At 71.1% G+C, this 18003-nt stretch carries 17 protein-coding genes and 1 pseudogene; 11 read left to right on the forward strand and 7 right to left on the reverse strand.

Going from position 1 to position 18003, the window contains the following annotated elements; translation table 11 throughout:
- On the reverse strand, positions 1–1638 hold the full coding sequence (locus tag AB0I81_RS01300; RefSeq protein WP_360647912.1) for a helix-turn-helix domain-containing protein: 1638 nt from the start codon (positions 1636–1638) through the stop codon (positions 1–3).
- A complete protein-coding gene (locus tag AB0I81_RS01305) occupies positions 1635–2789 on the reverse strand; it encodes a DUF917 domain-containing protein (protein WP_360647915.1) in 1155 nt (384 codons plus the stop codon). Before AB0I81_RS01305 ends, AB0I81_RS01300 begins: the two co-directional genes overlap by 4 nt.
- Before the next feature lie 95 nt (positions 2790–2884).
- On the opposite strand from AB0I81_RS01305, the pseudogene AB0I81_RS01310 reads away from it, so the two are divergent.
- A pseudogene (locus AB0I81_RS01310) lies at positions 2885–2977 on the forward strand (4a-hydroxytetrahydrobiopterin dehydratase); the annotation flags it as partial.
- Between the two features lie 6 nt (positions 2978–2983).
- On the opposite strand, the gene AB0I81_RS01315 reads toward AB0I81_RS01310, so the two are convergent.
- Complete coding sequence (locus tag AB0I81_RS01315) at positions 2984–4129, reverse strand: epoxide hydrolase family protein (protein WP_360647918.1); 1146 nt, start codon at positions 4127–4129, stop codon at positions 2984–2986.
- A gap of 121 nt (positions 4130–4250) precedes the next feature.
- Here AB0I81_RS01315 and AB0I81_RS01320 point away from each other — a divergent pair, with 121 nt between their 5' ends.
- The 4 genes from AB0I81_RS01320 (at position 4251) to AB0I81_RS01335 (ending at position 7970) form a co-directional block, all read left to right on the forward strand.
- Positions 4251–4565, forward strand: a complete 315-nt coding sequence (locus AB0I81_RS01320; protein ID WP_360647921.1) for a hypothetical protein — start codon at positions 4251–4253, stop codon at positions 4563–4565.
- 68 nt (positions 4566–4633) lie between these two features.
- Positions 4634–5254 carry an L-threonylcarbamoyladenylate synthase gene (locus AB0I81_RS01325; RefSeq protein WP_360647924.1) on the forward strand — a complete coding sequence of 207 codons (621 nt, stop codon included), beginning with the start codon at positions 4634–4636 and terminating at the stop codon, positions 5252–5254.
- Positions 5255–5275: 21 nt separating this feature from the next.
- Complete coding sequence (locus AB0I81_RS01330; protein ID WP_360647927.1) at positions 5276–6292, forward strand: proline racemase family protein; 1017 nt, start codon at positions 5276–5278, stop codon at positions 6290–6292.
- Positions 6293–6323: 31 nt separating this feature from the next.
- A complete protein-coding gene (locus AB0I81_RS01335; RefSeq protein WP_360647930.1) occupies positions 6324–7970 on the forward strand; it encodes a gamma-glutamyltransferase family protein in 1647 nt (548 codons plus the stop codon).
- Positions 7971–7976: 6 nt separating this feature from the next.
- Here the strand turns inward: AB0I81_RS01335 and AB0I81_RS01340 are convergent, their stop codons facing one another.
- Entirely contained in the window at positions 7977–9299 is a 1323-nt protein-coding gene (locus AB0I81_RS01340; RefSeq protein WP_360647933.1) for a DUF5685 family protein, read from the reverse strand.
- A 94-nt stretch (positions 9300–9393) separates the two neighbouring features.
- Here AB0I81_RS01340 and AB0I81_RS01345 point away from each other — a divergent pair, with 94 nt between their 5' ends.
- Positions 9394–9690, forward strand: a complete 297-nt coding sequence (locus AB0I81_RS01345) for a hypothetical protein (RefSeq protein WP_360647936.1) — start codon at positions 9394–9396, stop codon at positions 9688–9690.
- Here the strand turns inward: AB0I81_RS01345 and AB0I81_RS01350 are convergent, their stop codons facing one another.
- The gene (locus AB0I81_RS01350; RefSeq protein ID WP_360647939.1) at positions 9691–9951 is read right to left on the reverse strand and encodes a hypothetical protein; all 261 of its coding nucleotides are present in this window, start codon (positions 9949–9951) and stop codon (positions 9691–9693) included.
- A gap of 351 nt (positions 9952–10302) precedes the next feature.
- Between AB0I81_RS01350 and AB0I81_RS01355 the strand changes: the two genes are divergently transcribed.
- Positions 10303–11520, forward strand: coding sequence for a Cmx/CmrA family chloramphenicol efflux MFS transporter (locus AB0I81_RS01355; RefSeq protein ID WP_360647942.1), 1218 nt, complete (start codon positions 10303–10305; stop codon positions 11518–11520).
- A 209-nt stretch (positions 11521–11729) separates the two neighbouring features.
- Here the strand turns inward: AB0I81_RS01355 and AB0I81_RS01360 are convergent, their stop codons facing one another.
- Entirely contained in the window at positions 11730–12779 is a 1050-nt protein-coding gene (locus tag AB0I81_RS01360; RefSeq protein ID WP_360647945.1) for a TerC family protein, read from the reverse strand.
- Between the two features lie 461 nt (positions 12780–13240).
- Here AB0I81_RS01360 and AB0I81_RS01365 point away from each other — a divergent pair, with 461 nt between their 5' ends.
- The 3 genes from AB0I81_RS01365 (at position 13241) to AB0I81_RS01375 (ending at position 15953) form a co-directional block, all read left to right on the forward strand.
- Positions 13241–13822, forward strand: coding sequence for a hypothetical protein (locus tag AB0I81_RS01365; RefSeq protein ID WP_360647949.1), 582 nt, complete (start codon positions 13241–13243; stop codon positions 13820–13822).
- 208 nt (positions 13823–14030) lie between these two features.
- On the forward strand, positions 14031–14462 hold the full coding sequence (locus tag AB0I81_RS01370) for a DUF5980 family protein (RefSeq protein ID WP_360647952.1): 432 nt from the start codon (positions 14031–14033) through the stop codon (positions 14460–14462).
- A gap of 201 nt (positions 14463–14663) precedes the next feature.
- Positions 14664–15953: an MFS transporter gene (locus tag AB0I81_RS01375; protein ID WP_360647955.1), complete on the forward strand. Its 1290-nt coding sequence runs from the start codon at positions 14664–14666 to the stop codon at positions 15951–15953.
- Here AB0I81_RS01375 and AB0I81_RS01380 read toward each other — a convergent pair.
- On the reverse strand, positions 15929–17308 hold the full coding sequence (locus AB0I81_RS01380; RefSeq protein WP_360647958.1) for a prolyl oligopeptidase family serine peptidase: 1380 nt from the start codon (positions 17306–17308) through the stop codon (positions 15929–15931). The genes AB0I81_RS01375 and AB0I81_RS01380 overlap by 25 nt on opposite strands.
- 121 nt (positions 17309–17429) lie before the next feature.
- On the opposite strand from AB0I81_RS01380, the gene AB0I81_RS01385 reads away from it, so the two are divergent.
- On the forward strand, positions 17430–17993 hold the full coding sequence (locus AB0I81_RS01385) for a helix-turn-helix domain-containing protein (RefSeq protein WP_360647961.1): 564 nt from the start codon (positions 17430–17432) through the stop codon (positions 17991–17993).
- Positions 17994–18003 lie beyond the last annotated feature (10 nt).

The following is an 18003-nucleotide window of genomic DNA, read 5'->3' on the forward strand; positions in this document are numbered from 1 at the left end:
TCAGCGGCCCGGCAGGCTGACCGTGCGGCAGGCCAGGTGCAGGGCCAGGCGCTCGTCGCGGTGGCCGAGGTCCACGCCCAGCAGCCGTTCCACCCGATCGACGCGCGCCGCCACGGTGTTGCGGTGCACTCCGAGCACCGCGGCGGTCTCCGCGATCGACGACTCCGCGTCCAGGTACGCCGACAGCGTATGGACGAGGTCTCCCGGCTGGTCGCGCAGAGGCGCCAGCAGCGCGCGGGCGGCGGGCTCGAAGGTGTCGGTCCTGGTCCACTCCAGCAGGAGCTGTGCCATGCCGAGCTGGTCCACCTGCAGGAAGAAGCCCGCCTCCGGCCGCGTAGCGGCGAGCCTGGCCGCGTCCGTGGCCTCCGCCACCGTGCCGGCCAGCCCTTCGGGCCAGGGGTGCGGCCGGCCGACGCCCATGTGGTCGGCGATCGAGCCGCGCAGCCTGCGGTGGGCGGCGCGCAGCCGGGCCGCGAGAGTGCGCACCCGCGCCGGGGTGGGCTCCTGGGCGAACGTGGTCCACCCCGTCCAGCCGTCGCCGTGCTCCACGACCACGGCCTCGATGCCCTCCGCACCCAGCGCGCGGGAGATCTCGGCGGTGTGGGGCACGAGGTCGAGCGTGGCCACGGCGCCGGTACGCAGGCCGATGCGCAGGCCGACGTGCCAGCCGCCGAGCTGCCATCCGGCGTCGGCGACCCGCCTGCGCAGCTGCGCAGAGGGCTCGCCGTCCAGCCGCAGCAGGTCGCCCAGCAGCGCGGTGCGGGCCCGCGCGTCGCGTTCCAGCTCCAGGCGCTGGGTGAGCAGCCACCGCTGCACCGCGGCCGCCGCCACGGCCAGGGCGGGCGGCACGATCTCGGCCCGCTCGGCCGCCGTCCCGCGCAGCTCCGCCACCAGCCAGAACGTCGGCCGCGCCGACTGCGGCAGGCGCGCGGGACGAGCCAGGAGCACCCCGTCGGCCAGCCCGACCCGCTGCGGTACGAACTCATCCACCCGCACCGCGCCGCCCGCGCCCGTCTCTCCGGCCAGCGGCTGCCCCCGGTCGTCCAGCAGCGCCACCGGCACGCCGAGCAGGTCGCCGAGTCTGCTCATGACATCTTCTGGCGTGCGGGTACGGTCGTCGAACGCCTGGTGGGCGGCCAGCACGAGCCGCGCGCGGTCGATCTCAGGCTCGGCCAGCAACATGCGGGCCGTGACGACCAGGTCCAGCGGGTCACCGCCTGCGGCGCCGAGCAACGGCAACCCAAGCCGGTCAGCCAGCAACAACGTCGCCCGCGACACCCCCGGGGAAGCGGCCGAACCCGACCGGCCCGGCACACCCGAGGACGCGAGCGAACCCGATCGGCCCGGCACCCCCGGGGAGGCAGGCGAAGCCGATCGGTCCGGCGCACCCGAGGGCACGAGCACGCCCGCGCCGCCCGCGTCCACCACCCTGCGCAGCAGCGCATCCACGCGCCAGTCCGCGGGCTCCGGCGGCCGGGTGACTATGACCAGCTCACCGGCGGCGACGGGATGGCCCGCACCGGGGTCGGCGAGCGGGCGGACCGCGTACACCGGCGCGTCGAGCCCGGCCGCGCCCGCGAGCACCCGCACCTCGCCGCTCCACTCGGGAAGCGCCAGCAGCCTGCGCACACTCGTCATCGCCCCACCCCCGGCAACCCGCCCACCTCCGGCAACGCGCCCGCCCCCGGCTTCGTGAGGCCAGGGGCCGCGTGGTCCGGCTCCAGCAGCACCGGGTCGGAGTCCAGGCCGTAGGCGCGGGGCGCGAGGACGGCGAGTCTGCGCGGATCGGTCCAGAACGCCGCGATCGCCACCTGCAGCACCACGACCTCCATCCCCACCCGCACGGTGTCCCCCGCGATCGGCACCCCGGTCCGGCGATCCAGCACCGCGATCACATCGGGCGTGGACGCCACCACCAGCCCGTCCCGCAGGGCGAGCAGGTATTCGTTCTCCATCTCCAGCCGCAACAGCTCACCCGCCACATGCCCGGCCAGCGTCACGCTGCCCCGCGCGAACCCCGGCCGGCCGTGCAGCTCGGGACCGGGCCGCCGGGTCACCTCGACCACCCGCCCCACGGACAACACCCGCCCTCCAGCGGCCGCGGCCAGCCGGTCGGGGTCCGGGGACTCGCCCAGGTCGAGCAGCCGCCGCCCCAGCCGTACCGCGCCGGACACCGAGCCGATCACGCAGCAGGCGGCCAGCTCGCGCGCCGTGACCGGCGCGAGGGCCAGCGCCGCCCAGCCGCCCGCGCTGAGCAGGAACGTACGGGCGGTCCGCTCCAGGTCGGCGGGCGAACCGGTGCCCTGCACGAGCACCTGCCCGCTCGGCTCGGCCAGCGCGGCGGGCGTGAGCACACGGCCTGCGGCGGCCAGGGAGAGCTGGTTCAGCCGCGGCAGCCCGCGCCCCGACAGGTCGGCGTCCACGGCGCACAGACCGAAGTCGCAGGCGGCGACCAGCGGCAGGACCCCGTTCAGCCCGCCGATCTCGATGGAGATGAGCGCGTCGGCCCGCTCGCCCGTCCAGCGCTGGATGGCCTCCACGGCCGCGGCCACCTCCTGGCCGCCGGGCAGTTTCTCGGCAAAGACGGCGGTCGCGCCGACCACGCCCACCGGCACGACGCGTGCGTCCGGCGGCAGTCCGGCGAGCGGGCGCACGCCGACGTCGAGGCCGTCGGCCAGCCGCCGCCGCAGCAGGGTGGCCGCGGTCCGGCTGTCACCGCCGCCTCCGGAGCCGAGCACGGTCACGCCCCGCTCCAGGGCGGCCACGTCCGGCAGGTCGATCCGCAACATGCACTCAGCTTGCCGTACGCTGCGCCAGGCGAGCGGATTGACCCTCGCGCCGCCGTGCCGCATGACGAGGGGTTCGCCCGGGTGCGGGCGGGCGGCTCGTTTCTGAGGCGCGGGCCCCCGCGTTCTGGGTTCTGGCCGATCCCGAAGGCAACGAGGTGTGTGTGAGCGCCTGGCAGGGCCGCGGCTGAGGGTTCCTAGACGGCGGGGAGCTGGCGGCGGAACGCGCGGATGTCATCCAGCAGCAGGTCGGGGGCTTGCAGGGAGGCGAAGTGGCCGCCGCGGTCGTACGTGGTCCACCGTACGATGTCGTGGCTCTTCTCGGCGAGCGCGCGGATCGTGCCGTCACCGGGGAAGACCGCCACCGCGGTGGGCACGCCGGACCGCTCGCCGCCGTAGAAGGCGTCTCCGGCCTCCTTGTAGAGCCTGGCCGACGAACCCGCCGTCCGGGTGAGCCAGTAGATCGTCACGTTCGTGAGGATCGCGTCCCGGTCGATGGCGGTCTGCTGCGTGCGGGCCGGGTCGTAGTCGACGAACCACTCCAGGTTCCAGGCGAGCAGGCCGAGCGGGGAGTCGGTCAGGGCGTAGGCGAGGGTCTGCGGCCTGGTGGACTGGATGGTGGCGTAGCCCGAACGTTCCTGCCACTCCTCGTCGGCGGCGCGCAGCTGCTCCGCCGCCTGCTCGCCGAGCCCCGCCGCGGGGTCGCCGCTGCTCCAGTCGGCCGCGGTCACCAGGGCGTTGACGTGCACGCCGATGACGTTGCCCGGCGCGATTCTGGCCATTTCCGGCGCGATCAGGCCGCCGAAGTCGCCGCCCTGCACCAGGTAGCGCCCGTACCCGAACCTGCTCATCAGCTCGGCCCAGGCCCCGGCGATCCGCGTGATGCCCCAGCCCCGTTCCCTGGTCGGCCCGGAGAGGCCGAACCCGGGCAGCGCGGGGATCACGACGTGGAAGGCGGGCGCGTCGCCGTTTCCGTGCGCTCCCGGGTCGGTCAGCGGGCCGACCAGGTCGAGGAAGTCGGCGACGGTGCTGGGCCAGCCGTGCAGCAGGATCAGGGGCGTGGCGTCCTGGCGTGGTGAGCGGGCGTGCAGGAAGTACACGTGCTGCCCGTCGATCTCCGTGGTGAACTGCGGGAAGGTGTTGTGGCGGCGTTCGTGCGCCCGCCAGTCATAGCCGTCCCGCCAGTACGTGGCCAGTTCGCCCAGGTAGCCGGCGGCGACGCCGTAGTCCCAGCCCACGCCGGGCAACTCGTCCGGCCAGCGGGCCGATCGCAGCCGCTGGTTGAGGTCGTCCAGCTCGGACTGCGGGATGTCGAGGTGGAAGGGTGTGATGTCGTGGCTCATGCAGCGCACGCTAGGTCCTATTCAGGCTGGTTCCCGTCCTGAATTGCGCCCATGGAACGGTGTGGAACGCGGTGGCACGCCTCCCGGGTGTAGGCGCATCGATCGAAATCCGGGAGATCTCATGACGTACCCGACCAAGAAGCTGCTGGCCGCGCTGGCGGGGGCGGCGCTGGCCTGTACCGGCGTCGTCGCGGCGGTCGCGCTGCCCGCCTCCGCCGCCAGCGCGTCCGTGCAGAGCGCCGCGCTGTTCAGCGGGATGGGCAAGGGCCTGGACGAGGGCACCGCGCTCGCCAACGCCGAGACGGCCGCCAGGCAGAGCGCGCTGGCGCACGGGTTCGCCTCGTGCGCCGTGTTCGAGTCGGTGAGCTGGCAGAACTCGGGGTCGCCCGCGTGGTTCGCGGTGGTCACGGTCCGCTGCGAGGAGGCCGGTCGCTGACGCGCTGACACGTTTACACGCCGACCCGCCGGTCATGCGAGGCGGTCTCGGCTCCTAAGATCCAAGGTGTGGCCAAGTACTTCGACCTGCATCCCGACAATCCCCAGCCCCGCCTGATCGGTCAGGTGGTCGAGATTTTGCGCTCGGACGGGCTGATCGCCTACCCGACGGACTCGTGTTACGCGCTGGGCTGCCGGGTGGGCAACAAGGAGGGCATCGACCGGATCAGGGAGATCCGCAGCCTCGACAGCGACCATCACTTCACCCTGATCTGCAGGGACTTCGCCCAGTTCGGCCAGCTCGTCCATCTGAGCAATGCGCTGTTCCGGCAGGTCAAGGCGGCGACTCCGGGCGGTTACACGTTCATCCTGCCCGCGACCAAGGAGGTGCCGCGACGGTTGCTGCACCCCAGGAAGAAGACGGTCGGCGTGCGGATCCCCGATCACGTCGTGACCCAGGCGCTGCTGGCCGAGCTCGGCGAGCCGCTCCTGTCCACGACCCTGCTGCTGCCCGGTGAGAGCGAACCCCCGACGCAGGGCTGGGAGATCAAGGAGCGGCTCGACCACGTGGTGGACGCCGTCATCGACTCGGGCGAGTGCGGCGCCACGCCGACGACCGTGGTGGACTTCTCGCAGGACGAGCCCGAGATCCTCCGCCGGGGGACGGGCGACCCCTCCCTCTTCGAGTAGGCGTGCGGGATCGGAACCACCATGAGCACTCCTGAGATCGCCACCGTCGATTACCACGCGGGTGGCGAGCCGTTCCGCATCGTCACCGACGTACCCGAGATCGGTGGCGACACCGTCGCCGACAAGCGCGTCACCGCGATCAGCGACCCGCGGGCGGACGGGTTGCGCCGGTTGTTGTGCTGGGAGCCGCGCGGGCACGCCGACATGTACGGCGGCTTCGTCGTCGCCCCCGACGACGAGGACGCCCACTTCGGCGTGCTGTTCTGGCACAAGGACGGCTTCTCCACGGCCTGCGGGCACGGCACGGTGGCCCTGGGGACGTGGGCCGTGCAGACCGGCCTGGTCCCCGCCGATCCCTCCGGGGTCACGGACGTCGTGATCGACGTGCCTTCCGGCCGGGTGACCGCCCGGGTCTCGACCTCCGGGGAACGGGTCACCGCCGTCGAGTTCGTCAGCGTCGCCAGCTACCTGCTGCACGACGAGGTCGCTGTGCCGACCTCGCGCGGGCAGGCCCGCTGTGTGATCGGCTTCGGCGGGGCGATCTATGCCCAGGTGCCCGCCTCGGCGTTCGGCCTCGCCGTGGACGTGCCCTCACTGCCCGCCCTCATCGAGCTCAGCCGCGAGATCAAGGGCTGGCTCAACCCGCGCCCGTACGCCGCGCACCCGCTGGACCCCCGGCTCAGCGGCATCTACGGCGTCATCTTCTTCGACGACCTCGGCCCGGATGAGCAGGGCAACCCGCACCAGCGCAACGTCACCGTCTTCGCCGACGGCCAGGTGGACCGTTCCCCCTGCGGTTCCGGCACCGCCGCGCGGGTCGCGGCGCTGCACGCGACCGGCGGGCTCGGGCCGGGCCGGGTGCTGCGGCACACGTCGATCTCCGGGGCGCGGTGGACGGCCCGGGTCGCGGCGACCGTACGGGCCGCCGGCCGCGACGCGGTGATGCCGGTGGTGACCGGACGTGCCTTCCGTACGGGAGAGCACCGGTTCGTGGTCGATCCCGATGACGACATGACGCCTGGATTCGTGCTGCGTTGACAGCGAAACCGACGGACAAGGATGTACAAGCATGAAGAAGCCCGAGCGTCGCCTTCCCGAACACACCGGCATGGTGGTGGCGCCGCAGCCCGAAGCGGTCGAGGCGGGAGCCGAAGTGTTGCGCCGCGGGGGGAACGCGGTGGATGCCGCCATCTGCACCGCGCTGGTGCAGGGCGTCGTCGATCCGCTCATGTGCGGCATCGGCGGTTTCGGCATCATGCAGGTGCACGATCCCGTGACGGGGAGCCCCGTGGTCTTCGAGGGGATGGGCACCTGTCCCTCGGCGGCGCACGAGGCGATGTGGCGGGACAAGATCCTGGGTGAGACCACTGACGGGTTCGGATTCATCGTGGAGGATTTCGCCAACGAGGCCGGTGCGCTGTCGGTGCAGACTCCGGGGACGCTGCGCATTCTCATCGACAGCCATCGGAGATTCGGCACGCTCCCCTGGGCCGAACTCTTCGCACCCGCCATTGAGATCGCGCGGTCGGGGTGGCTCGTACGGCCGCACACGTACACGGTCTTCATTCAGGACGAGCGCAAGTACGGGCGGATGAACTATGGCGACAAGCTCGGCCTGACGCCGGACGGCAGGCGCATATATCTGCACGACGACGGCTCGTACAAGAGAATCGGCGAGTGGATCCGCAATCCGGATCTGGCGAACACGCTGGAGAGCCTCGCAGACGATGGCGGTGAGGGTTTCTACACCGGCGCGCTGGCCGCCCGGATCGCCGATGACATTCAGCGGAACGGGGGCATTCTGAGCCCGGATGATCTGCGGGACTTCGCGGGCCGGAGCACCACGCCGCTGCGGGCGGAATACCGGGGAATCTGCGTTTCCGCGCCCGCCGCGCCCGGTGGGGGCACGCTCGTCGCGCAGATCCTGTCCATTCTCGAGCATTTCGACATCGCGGAGCTTCAGCACAACTCCGCCGCGCACATCGCCGTTCTGGCGGAGGCCATGAAGGTGGCCCTGCGCGACAAGGAGAACCTGGTCGGCGACCCCGACTTCACCGCGGACGTGAGCGGCGAACTGCTCAGCCCCGACTACGCCCGGCGGACCGCTGCCGCGATCCAGTCGGGTCAGCGGGTGGCCATCGATCGCATCGGCGCCCATGAGTCCCCGCACACCACCCATGTCTCGACCGTGGATCCGCAGGGCGTGATGGTGTCGTTCACCCACACGCTGGGAAATCCTTCCGGCTTCATTCCGGCGGGAACGGGATTCATGATGAACGGCGGAATGAGCACCTTCGACCCGCGGCCCGGAAAGCCGAACTCGATCGCGCCGGGAAAGCGGCGGTACTCCTCGATGAGCCCCACGCTGCTGATGTCACAGGGACAGCCGTTCGCCACTCTGGGCGCGCCGGGAGCCTCGTGGATCGGTCCCGCGGTCGCACAGGTGATCTCGAACATCATCGACTGGGGAATGGAGGCGCAGGAAGCGGTCAGCGCCCCCCGGATCGTGGCCACGAGCAACGCCATCGACGTGTCGAACCGGGTTCCGCGCAGCGTCCAGCGGGAGCTCGAAAAGGACGGCTACGAGGTGCGGCGCTCCCCCTTGAGTTACGCCTTCGCCGGTGTGCACGCCATCACCGGTTTCGACGGTGAACTGCGGGGCGGCGCGGATCCGCAGCGGGACGGAATGGCCCAAGGCGTGACCCCCGGCCGGTAGGCGCGCTCAGCAGTTGCAACCGCAGTCGCAGCCCTCGCAGCAGCAACCGTCCTCGCATGAGCAGCAGTTGCAGCAGTTGCCGCAGTTGCCGCAGTTGCCGCAGCCCTCGTAGCCGGAGCAGTCGAAGCGCTGGCAGCAGGAGCTCTCGTGGTCCTCGTCCCAGGCGGGCCGGTACAGGCCGCACGTGCAGCAGGACAGCGCGGCGCACGCCATCGACAGCAGCCCGCCTGGGTCCCGCTTCGGCGGCCGTTGTCCCGGCGGCGGCGGCGCGCTGGGACCGCCGGGCGGATGACCGGGCGCGTGGCCAGGAGGATGGCCGGGCGGGTAGCCGGGCGAGTGGCCGGTGTCGTGGTGCGTTCCGGCAGAGGCTCGGGAGGCTGTGCTCAGGGAGGCGGTGGCGAAGGCTCGGGAGATGGCGTTGCCGGTCTCGCGTACCAGCAGGGCGCGGGTCAGGGCGGGGCGGGCCAGGTCCAGTTCGCCCACGGCGGCGCGCAGGTCGGCGTGGGCGGCGTCGCAGTGGCGGCGCGCCTCCTCCAGGCCGGTGCCGGTGGCCGCCAGCGGGTTGTACGCCCCGGACGCCCGGTCATCGGCCAGGTCCTCCACCGCGTCGATCAGGTGCGCCAGCCTCCCGAACCCACGACCGGCCACCTCCAGCGCCTCCCGGTTGTGCGGCCTGCCCGCGAGCACCGCCGTGTGCCCGAACGCGGCGGCCACGGCGTCCTCGGCAGGCCCCGTCAGCTCCCGTAGCGTCGGGCCGCTCATCAGGGGCGCGGGATCGCGTTCCAGAAGGGCCTGGCCGACGCGTTCCGGGGTGGCCTGGCCGCCGCCGCGTTCCAGGCCCGCCTGGCGGCTGGCGCGTTCCAGGACTGCCTGGCGGCCGGCCGCCGCCGTCAGCGGGGCCGGGTCGAATGCCAGCGTGCCGGCCATCGCCGTGCCCGCCGAGGACCAGCGGCCCGCCAGGCGGGTGGCGCCGGCGGCCACCGGGCGGCGGGCGTACACGCCGTCCCCGTCCGCCACGTGGTCGTTGATCTTGCCGGCCGCCAGGAGCAGCGACACCGACGCCGCCAGCCGCACCCCCTCGGACTCCACCACGTCGGCGCCCTTGAAGCCGCGCAGCGCGCACGGACCGGCCCTCCGGCGCGACGTGCGCGCGGTCGTCTGGGCCTCGGTGAGCACGGACACGAGCAGGCCGTCATAGTTGGTCACGAGACGGGACAGGTGCCCGTGCTCGTCGCGGAGCGCCAGGCAGAGCCCGCACAGGTGGCCCATCCAGTCCGCGTAGAGCCCTTTGCACAGGACGTGCTGACACGGGCGGACAATGCCGAACATACGTCCCCTTATGTGCTTATAGGAGAGCTAACCGTAGCACCAGGCTGGCCACCGCCTTGGCGATATGGGTCACACATACTGATACAAATGCGGCATGAACGAATCCGTCGGCTATCCCCCGCAGCCGAACGTGCACCCGGCCGGGCGCGCCCACAGCCGGACCTACCGCGTGTGGGCCCGCGTGCTCCTGTGGACGCCGATCGTGCTCACGGTGGCCGGGGTCGCCCTCGGCCTGGGGTTGTTCGCGGCCGCCGACGCCGACCCGACGTACAGTTCGTCCGCACTGGGCTATCTCGGCCTCTTCGCGTGGGGCGCCCTGGCGGTCCTGTCACCGCTCCTGCTCGGGTCGTTCATCGCCGGACTGGTCATGTGGAACCGCTCGCGCCGCTGATCACCCCATCGGCACCGACGACGATTGGCACGTCAAGCGGGTCACGGTCACCATCACCACCAACCACAGCAAGGTCGTCTGCTCCGCGCTGTCCGGCGACCCCGACAGCTGGCTCAGCAGGAGCAGCGGCCTCGTCCTGCACCTTGAGCGGTGAACGTCTGGGATGTCGTGGTCGTCGGCGCCGGCCCGGCGGGGAGCCTCGGCGGCCCGCGTGGCGGCGGAGGCGGGCTGCCAGGTGCCGTGTCTGGAACGTTCCAGCATTCCCCGCCACAAGACCTGCGGAGGCGCGCAGGCGATGTTGCCGGCGGTCGGGGCGCGTAATGGAATGGACGGGTGCCGGCGGGCTCGCTAGGGTGTGGGGCTATGTCCAGCCCTGAGGCGTCAAGACGCTAGCCACCGGTCGCCCGGTGGCTACTCGTGGTGTCGCGCGGCAGCGTTCTCGCTGAGGCCGCGCCTTCTGGGCACCCCTGCCGCCGGTCCGCCGTCGTACGGACACATTCTTCCCGGTCAACCCGGATTCCCCTGCACACGGTGAGCTTCCGTGCGGCCTCGCCATGCGAGCCGTGAACGGTGCGCCGTGTTCTTCGCGCGCTCTTACGGAGTCAACTGCTCATGCCCTTTGCCATTTACATCCTCGGACTGGCGGTGTTCGCCCAGGGAACGTCCGAGTTCATGCTGTCCGGGCTGCTCCCGGACATCGCCCAGGAACTCGGCGTGTCGGTCTCGGCCGCCGGCGCGCTGACGTCGGCCTTCGCCGTGGGAATGATCGTCGGAGCCCCGCTGATGGCGATCGCCGGCATGCGCCGGCGACGCCGCCCTGCACTGCTCGTCTTCCTGGTGGCGTTCGTGCTCGTGCACGTCGTCGGCGCGCTCACCCCCAGCTTCTCCGTGCTCCTGGCGACCCGGGTGCTCGGGGCGCTGGCCACCGCCGGGTTCCTCGCCGTGGGAATCGCCACGGCGACCGCCATGGTCGCGCCGGACGCCAAGGGTCGGGCCACCTCGATCCTGCTGGGCGGCATCACGCTCGCGTGCGTCGCCGGGGTGCCCGCCGGCGCCGTGCTCGGGCAGGCGCTCGGCTGGCGCGCGGCGTTCTGGGCAGTCGCCCTGATCTCGCTGCCGGCCGTCTTCGCCGTCCTGTACCTCGTCCCCGAGCCAGCGCGGCCGGAGGGTGACGGGACCCTGCCCAGCGCCCGGCGTGAGTTGCGGGCGCTGCGCCGGCCGCGCCTGCTGGTGGCGCTGCTGCTGGGCGCGCTGGTGAACGGCGCCACGTTCTGCGCCTTCACCTACCTGGCGCCGCTGGCCGTCGGCGTCAGCGGGTTCGCCGAGGGCTGGGTGCCGGTGCTGCTGGCGCTGTTCGGCCTCGGATCGTTCGCCGGTGTGACGATCAGCGGCCGGCTGTCCGACTCGCGGCCGATGTGGGTGCTGGTCCCGGGCGGGATCGCCCTGCTCGCCGGGTGGGCGCTCTTCGCGGTGACGGCCCAGAGCCCGGCGGCCGCGCTGGTGCTCGCCTTCGTCCAGGGGACGCTCTCGTTCGCCGTCGGCTCGACGCTGATCACCCGGGTGCTGTACGCGGCGGCGCAGGCGCCCTCGCTGGGCGGCTCCTACGCGACCGTGGCGTTCAACGTGGGGGCGGCCGTCGGCCCCGCCATCGGCGGGCTCACGATCGCCGCCGGGTTCGGCTACCGCTCGCCGCTGTGGGTCAGCGCCTCGCTGGTGGCGGCGGCATTCGTCGCGGCCGGCCTCGCTCAGGTCGTGCGCCGCCTGCGGCGCACTGCGCCTCTCGCGCCCGCTCGGTCCGAAACGGCCGTGAACACCACCGAACGGCCGTGAACACCACCGAACGGCTGTGAACACCACCGCCCGCTCGCTCCGAATGGCCGTGAACACCGCCGAAGGGGCGTGAGCACCGCCTGAGGGCCGTAGCACCGCCGCCCGGCCTGGACCGAAGATCGGTCCGGGCCGGGCGCGCGGCCCGCCGCGCAGGGCGGGTCAGGGGCGGGCCCAGCGTCGTTGGTGAGCCCGCCCCTCGATCAGTTGCGTCAGTTGCGCGCCTGGTCGGCGGGCTCGGACAGGGGTTCGGGCGCGGGCGGCACGGCGGCCGCCCGCCGTTCGTCGCGCCTGGACTTGAGCAGGCTCGCCACCGTCGTGACGGCGAGCACGGAGACGATGATGGCCAGCGAGACCCAGTTGTTGATCTCGGGGACCCAGGTGACGTGCTCGCCGCCGTTGATGAACGGCAACTCGTTCTCGTGCAGGGCGTGCAGCACGAGTTTCACGCCGATGAAGCCGAGGATGACCGCCAGGCCGTAGGAGAGGTAGACGAGTTTGTCCACCAGCCCGCCGAGCAGGAAGTACAGCTGTCTCAGACCCATCAGCGCGAACGCGTTGGCCGCGAAGACCAGATAGGCGTCCTGGGTGATGCCGAAGATCGCGGGGATGGAGTCGACCGCGAAGACCAGGTCCGCGCCGCCGATGGCGATGATGACGATGAACATCGGCGTCAGCATGCGACGGCCGTCCTGCTTGATGGTCAGCCGTGCGTCGTGGTAGCCGTCGGTGACCGGGAACAGCTTGCGGACCAGCCGTACGACGCCGCCGTTGGGGTCGTACTCGTCGTCGTCGTTGTTGTTGAAGGCGAACTTCCACGCGGTGTAGATGAGGATGCCGCCGAAGATCCAGAAGATCCAGCTGAACCGTTGTACGGCCTGCGCGCCCACGCCGATGAAGATCCCGCGCATGACCAGCGCCATCATGATCCCGATGAGCAGCACGCGGTGCTGGTGAATCGCGGGAACGGCGAAGTTCGCCATGATGAGCATGAAGATGAACAGGTTGTCCACGCTCAGCGTGTACTCGGTGATGTATCCCGTGATGTAGGAGGCCGCCTCGTCGGGGCCGCCGAAGATCCACACTCCCGCGCCGAAAGCGACGGCGCAGCCGATGTAGACGGCGATCCATCGCGCCGACTCGGCGACCGTGACCTTGTGAGGCCGCCTGTTGACGACGATCAGATCGACGAGGATGAGTCCGAGCAGGGCGGCGATGGTGACCGCCCACAGCCAGGCGGGCACAGACAAGGGTGGGGGCATGATGCTCCTCCGACTTGGCGTAGAGACGTCTGTCGGAGGTCTTCTCCGCCCGCACTCACGCGGACCGACCGCGCCGGGCCCCGGGGGCGGGTCCGTGATGACGACGCGGCCGCGAAGGAGTACTCCCCTCCACTTCGCCTGCGATCATACATACCTAACGCAGTTACCCAATATCCCCATGCGAGTTCCTTGCCCGGAACATGCGGTCAAAGCGGGCTTTGACCGCTCAAAACTGACTTTACGGGGACATTGCCGGACAGCCGCCGTATCTGCCCAGCTCATGCCCGGCCGAGGGCCCATCAGCGGCCGGTGAGCCGGGGCGCGTCCCGGCACATGGCACTTCGGAGCGGGTTCCTTGGCCAAGTGATGGGTGATCGGCCGCCCGTTGCGCAATCCTGAGAAAGAGGCAGCTCACCGGACCGGCTGCCTTCGGATGCATGAACGAGTGCGATGGCGGATCCGTGGAACAGCTGGAATACCGAAAGCTCATCAAGGTGCTGGAGCAGGTGGCCTCGGCCCGGCAGGGGGCGCTCTACCCGGTCCTGGCCGAGTCGCTGGCCGTCCATCTCGGATGGATCGGCGCCTTCGTGGCCGAGAACCCCGCATATCTGACACCGGGGAACGAGGGCGAGGAGCGCTACCTCACCACGTTCCGGCCGGACTTCGTGGAGGAGTACGCCGAGCGCTGGCGCTCGCGCGATCCGTTCGCCTCGCGCGACGGGGTCGCCCGCCTGACCCGCCACGGTGTGGCGACCCTCGGGCAACTCTGCCGGCGGGCGACCGGCCCCGAGCGGGACTTCGCCGACATATTCCTGCGCCGCAACGGCATCCACGACATGTTGAAGATCGTCGTCAGGTCACAGAGCACGGGCGATGTCAGCACGGTGGGGGTGCCGTTCTACGGCACGCGGCGCGTGATCCAACCGGGTGATCAGCTGATGGCGTCCACGCTGGGTCCGTTGCTGGGCCCGTACATGAATCATGAGAATTCGATTAACAAAAGCACCCGGACATACGGCCATAAAGCCGACACATCCCGCTGAAATCCAGCGAAGCCGTGACTGCGGGCAACATGCCGAGATCGTTCTGTTATATCACCTGCGGACAATTCGACCGGTTTTGCCGAAACTGCGCCGTTTGTGCTCTCGAAAGTGAAAGTTTCATCAGAGCGCCGAAACTTTACATAGATCGTTTAATCCTCAATGATTGCCGTGTAAGCAAACGTCCGCGTACAAGCATCATGGAGGGCGCGTGAAAACGATCAACCGTGCCGCCAGGCTGGCACTCGGCACGACAGCCGCTCTGGCGCTCGCACTGTCCGGCACCACAACGGCCTCGGCGGCGACCTGGGAACTGCTCCACTCCCACCAGCAGATCTGCAGCTCGACGGCCGGGCACCCCGGCTCGTACTTCATCGCCGCGGTCGTCGGAAAGTGGACGACAACCGTGCAGATCGCGCTGCGGAACCTGCCCCCCGGCGCGACCAGCATGGGTGGCACGCCGATTCCGCCCGGCTCCAACTACACCAATCCCGACACCGGCGCGACAACGATAAACGGCTTCGTGCACATACAGCTGGCACCACTTCCGACGGGGGTCTACCACGCGCAACTGACGGCTTCGGACGGCACGGAGACCCAGTCCAATCCCATCACTATCAACGTGAACACAGGCAACTGCTAAAGGCAGCGCCTGCATGAATCAGCCGCTTTCGCAGAGCTCGGTGCCCCTGATCCGGGGGGCACCGGGCAGGTCGTCGAAAAGACAGCACCGCGGCGAACAATCGGTCATACGTCTTCGTGATCTCAATGTCGCCGCCGACGGCGGTCACCCGCTCCGGAAATCGCTTGATGGATCGCGCACGCGCTGGCAGTGTCGCCCCTTGTGCCCGAAACAGATGCGCCGGAACCGGCGATGCCGGGGTCCGGCACCAGCCGCGCGTCCGGGCAGCCGCTCCGCTCCCCCGCCTTCCGGTGGTTCTTCGCCGGCTGGTCGATCTCGATGGCCGGCAGTTCCATGGCGCCCGTCGCGCTGGCCTTCGGCGTACTGGAGCTGACCGACAGCGCCGTCTGGTTGTCCGCGGTCATCACCGCCGCGATGGTCTCCATGGTCGCGACGATGATCCTCGGCGGGGGCATCGCCGATCGTTACCGCCGCGACACCGTGTTGCGCCTGGCCGGTCTGGGCGCCGCCATCAGCCAGGCCGGCGTGGCGATCCTCCTGCTCACCCACCAGCACCCCGCGCTGCTGCTGCCGCTCGCCGTCCTGAACGGCATCTTCCAGGCGCTGACCAAGCCGGCGATGCGCGGCATCGTCCCGCAGCTGGCGAGCGGGCGCGGCATCCAGCACGCCAACTCCCTGCTGGCCTCCGCCAGGAACATCACCCTGATGGCCGGCCCGACCGTGGCCGGCCTGCTGACCGTCTCCGCCGGCGGCGGCTGGGCGATCGCCGCCGACGCCGTGTCCTTCCTCCTGGCGGCCCTCTGCTTCGCCCGGGTCTCGCTCCCCGATCCGCCGCCCCGCGCCAAGGGTGGCCCGACGATGCTCGGCGAGTTGCGGCAGGGCTGGGGCTACTTCAGCTCCCACCCATGGATCTGGTCGGTGACGCTGGCCTTCGCCGTCTTCAACGCCGTCCACATGGGCGTCTGGCAGATCCTCGGTCCGGTGATCGCCCGTGACACGATCGGCGCCGAGGGCTGGGGCCTGGTGCTGAGCGCTCGCGGCGTCGGGGCCCTGCTGGCCACCGTGGTGATGGTGAAGCTGACGTTGCGGCGGCCGATGGTGCCCGCCCTGTCCTCGATGACCGTGGCCGCCGTCCCGCTGATCCTGCTCGGCACCGGCGCGAACGCCGTCTGGCTGGCCGCGGCCGCGTTCGCCGCCGGGGCCGCCGCCGAGTGCTTCACCGTCGTGTGGTCGACGGTCTGGAACATCCACGTCCCCGAACGGCTGAGCTCCCGGGTCGGCGCCTACGACGAGTTCGGCTCGTTCGCGTCGATCCCCGTCGGCCAGCTGTCCGCCCCGGCCCTCGCCGCGGCGTTCGGCACCGCGGCGGTGACGATCACCGGCGGCGCCCTGCTGGCGACCGCCATGCTGCTGCCGCTGCTCCTGCCGTCGTTGCGGCGGATCGAGGTGTACGCGGGCGGCCGGCATCAGACAAGGAGCAGTCCCCAGTAGAGCGCCCACGGCACGAACACCGCGCCACCCGCGACCACGAGCCCGAGCCGTACCTTCTCGCCGCGGGCCACGACCCGCCGCCACCGGCCCGCCGTGACGGCCAGGACGACGGTGGCCACGACGGTGGCGATCGCGACGAGCTGGAGCGCCAGCCAGACGACCGGGCGGCCCGCCAGCAGGGGACCGGGCGTGGCCAGCTTCGCGCCCGTCATGACCACGTAGAACAGGTACGCGAATCCGCCCAGCAACACCGTGAGACCACCGGCGCTGACCAGCCGGGCGGCCTTCACCGGCGCCACCTCGGCCCTGGTGCGCCTGACCCGCCGGACCAGGGCCACCACGGGATACCCGCCGAACGCCACCAGGAACAACACCAGCGCCACGAGCTGCGCCACGGCCGACTCCCACCACTCGGTGGGCGGCACTCCCACGGAGTCGTCGGCCTGCACCGGCGCGGGCCCCGAGACCTGGGCCGTGGGGGCGCGCCCGGAGAGCGCCTGGCCCACCCATTCGCCGACCAGTTCCCCGTAGCCGGGAGCGAGCTCGGGCAGCCGGGTGACCCCGCCGTCCGGCGTCCGGTGGGCGGCGTGGTCGGCGTCGGCGAAGTAGCGGAAGGTGTAGCGGCGGTTCCCGCCCGCCTCCAGGGCCTCGGCGAAGATCGGCGGCGTCTCCCTGGGCGGGGTGAGCAGGTCGTGGTCGCCCCAGATGCCGAGCACGGGCTGCTTCACCCGGGCCAGGACCGGCGCCGGGTCGAAGTAGGGCTCGGCGAGCATCCCGCCGTCCGCGATCACCCGGTACAGGGTGGGCTCGGCGCGGTCCACCAGCGACCCGCGCACGCCTGCCTTGCGCAGCCCGGCCGCCACCGCCCACGTCTGCTGCCGCAGCGGGTGCAGGGCGTTGGCGCCGACGACGATGACGAAGGAGATGCCGGTGGTCCGGGAGGCGGCGATCGGCGCCACCCACCCTCCCTCGCTGAGGCCCCAGATGCCGACCTTGCCGGGATCGACCCCTGGCTGGCGCCGGAGCGTCTCGACGGCTCCCAGCGCGTCGTCGGCGAGCTGGGCGTACGATCGGTTGAACAGGGAATATCCCTCCGACCGCTTGTCGTAGATCAGCACGGACATACCCTGCCTGGCGAAGGCCACGGCCTCGGGGAGCAACTTCTCGCGCGGCGTTCCGGTGCCCGCGCCGTGCACCAGAACGACGCCCGCCCGCCCGGCCTTGGCTCCGGCGGGGCTGATCACGCTGCCATGCATCTCCAGGTTCCCGTTGCCACGGAAGCTCACCTCCGTGGCGGTCAGGTCGCCCGGCAGGGCGGGCGGGGCGGTTGGGGTGGCTGCGGCCGGTCCCGCCACCAGGATTAATACGGCCGTGATGGCCGTCAGGATTCTCACCATATTGCCGAGATTAGTCTGCAGAGATCTCTCGGCAAAGGTTTGTCTGCAGATATCGTTCTGGAGGACTAGCCTGATCGTCATGAAGGATGAGAGGCCGCTGGTGCTCGACGACCCCGACCGGCTCAAGGCACTGGCCCACCCGATGCGCCGCCGTATGCTGACCCACCTCAACGTGCACGGCCCCGCGACCTCCACCACCCTCGGCGAACTGCTCGGCGCCAAAACCGGCACGACCAGCTACCACCTGCGCCAGCTGGAGAAGTACGGCTTCATCGAGGAGATCCCCGAGCGATCCTCGGGCCGCGAACGCTGGTGGCGCCGCGCCGAGATCCCCCGGGACATCCGGCTGCCCACCCCCGACCAGGTGGCTCCCGAGGACCGGGCGGTGCTGGAGGAGTTCCACCGGGTCGGGTACGAGGAGGACCGCGTGTTGTTCGAGCGCTTCCCCGCCGCCTACCGGGCCGACCCCGGCTGGGCGAAGGGCTCGCGCGGGCTGGCCCGGATGACCAAGGAGGACCTCGGCTCCTTCTACGACGAGTACATCGCCCTGCTCCTGCGCTACAGCCGCCGGGCCGAGGAGGCCCCGCCCGACGCCCGTCCCGTCTACGTCCGCCTTTTCACCCTGCCGGCGGACGAGGGCTGAGCCCCGGGGG

It is taken from the genome of Nonomuraea sp. NPDC050404 (assembly GCF_040655495.1).
In the GTDB taxonomy this organism is placed as follows: Bacteria; Actinomycetota; Actinomycetes; order Streptosporangiales; family Streptosporangiaceae; genus Nonomuraea.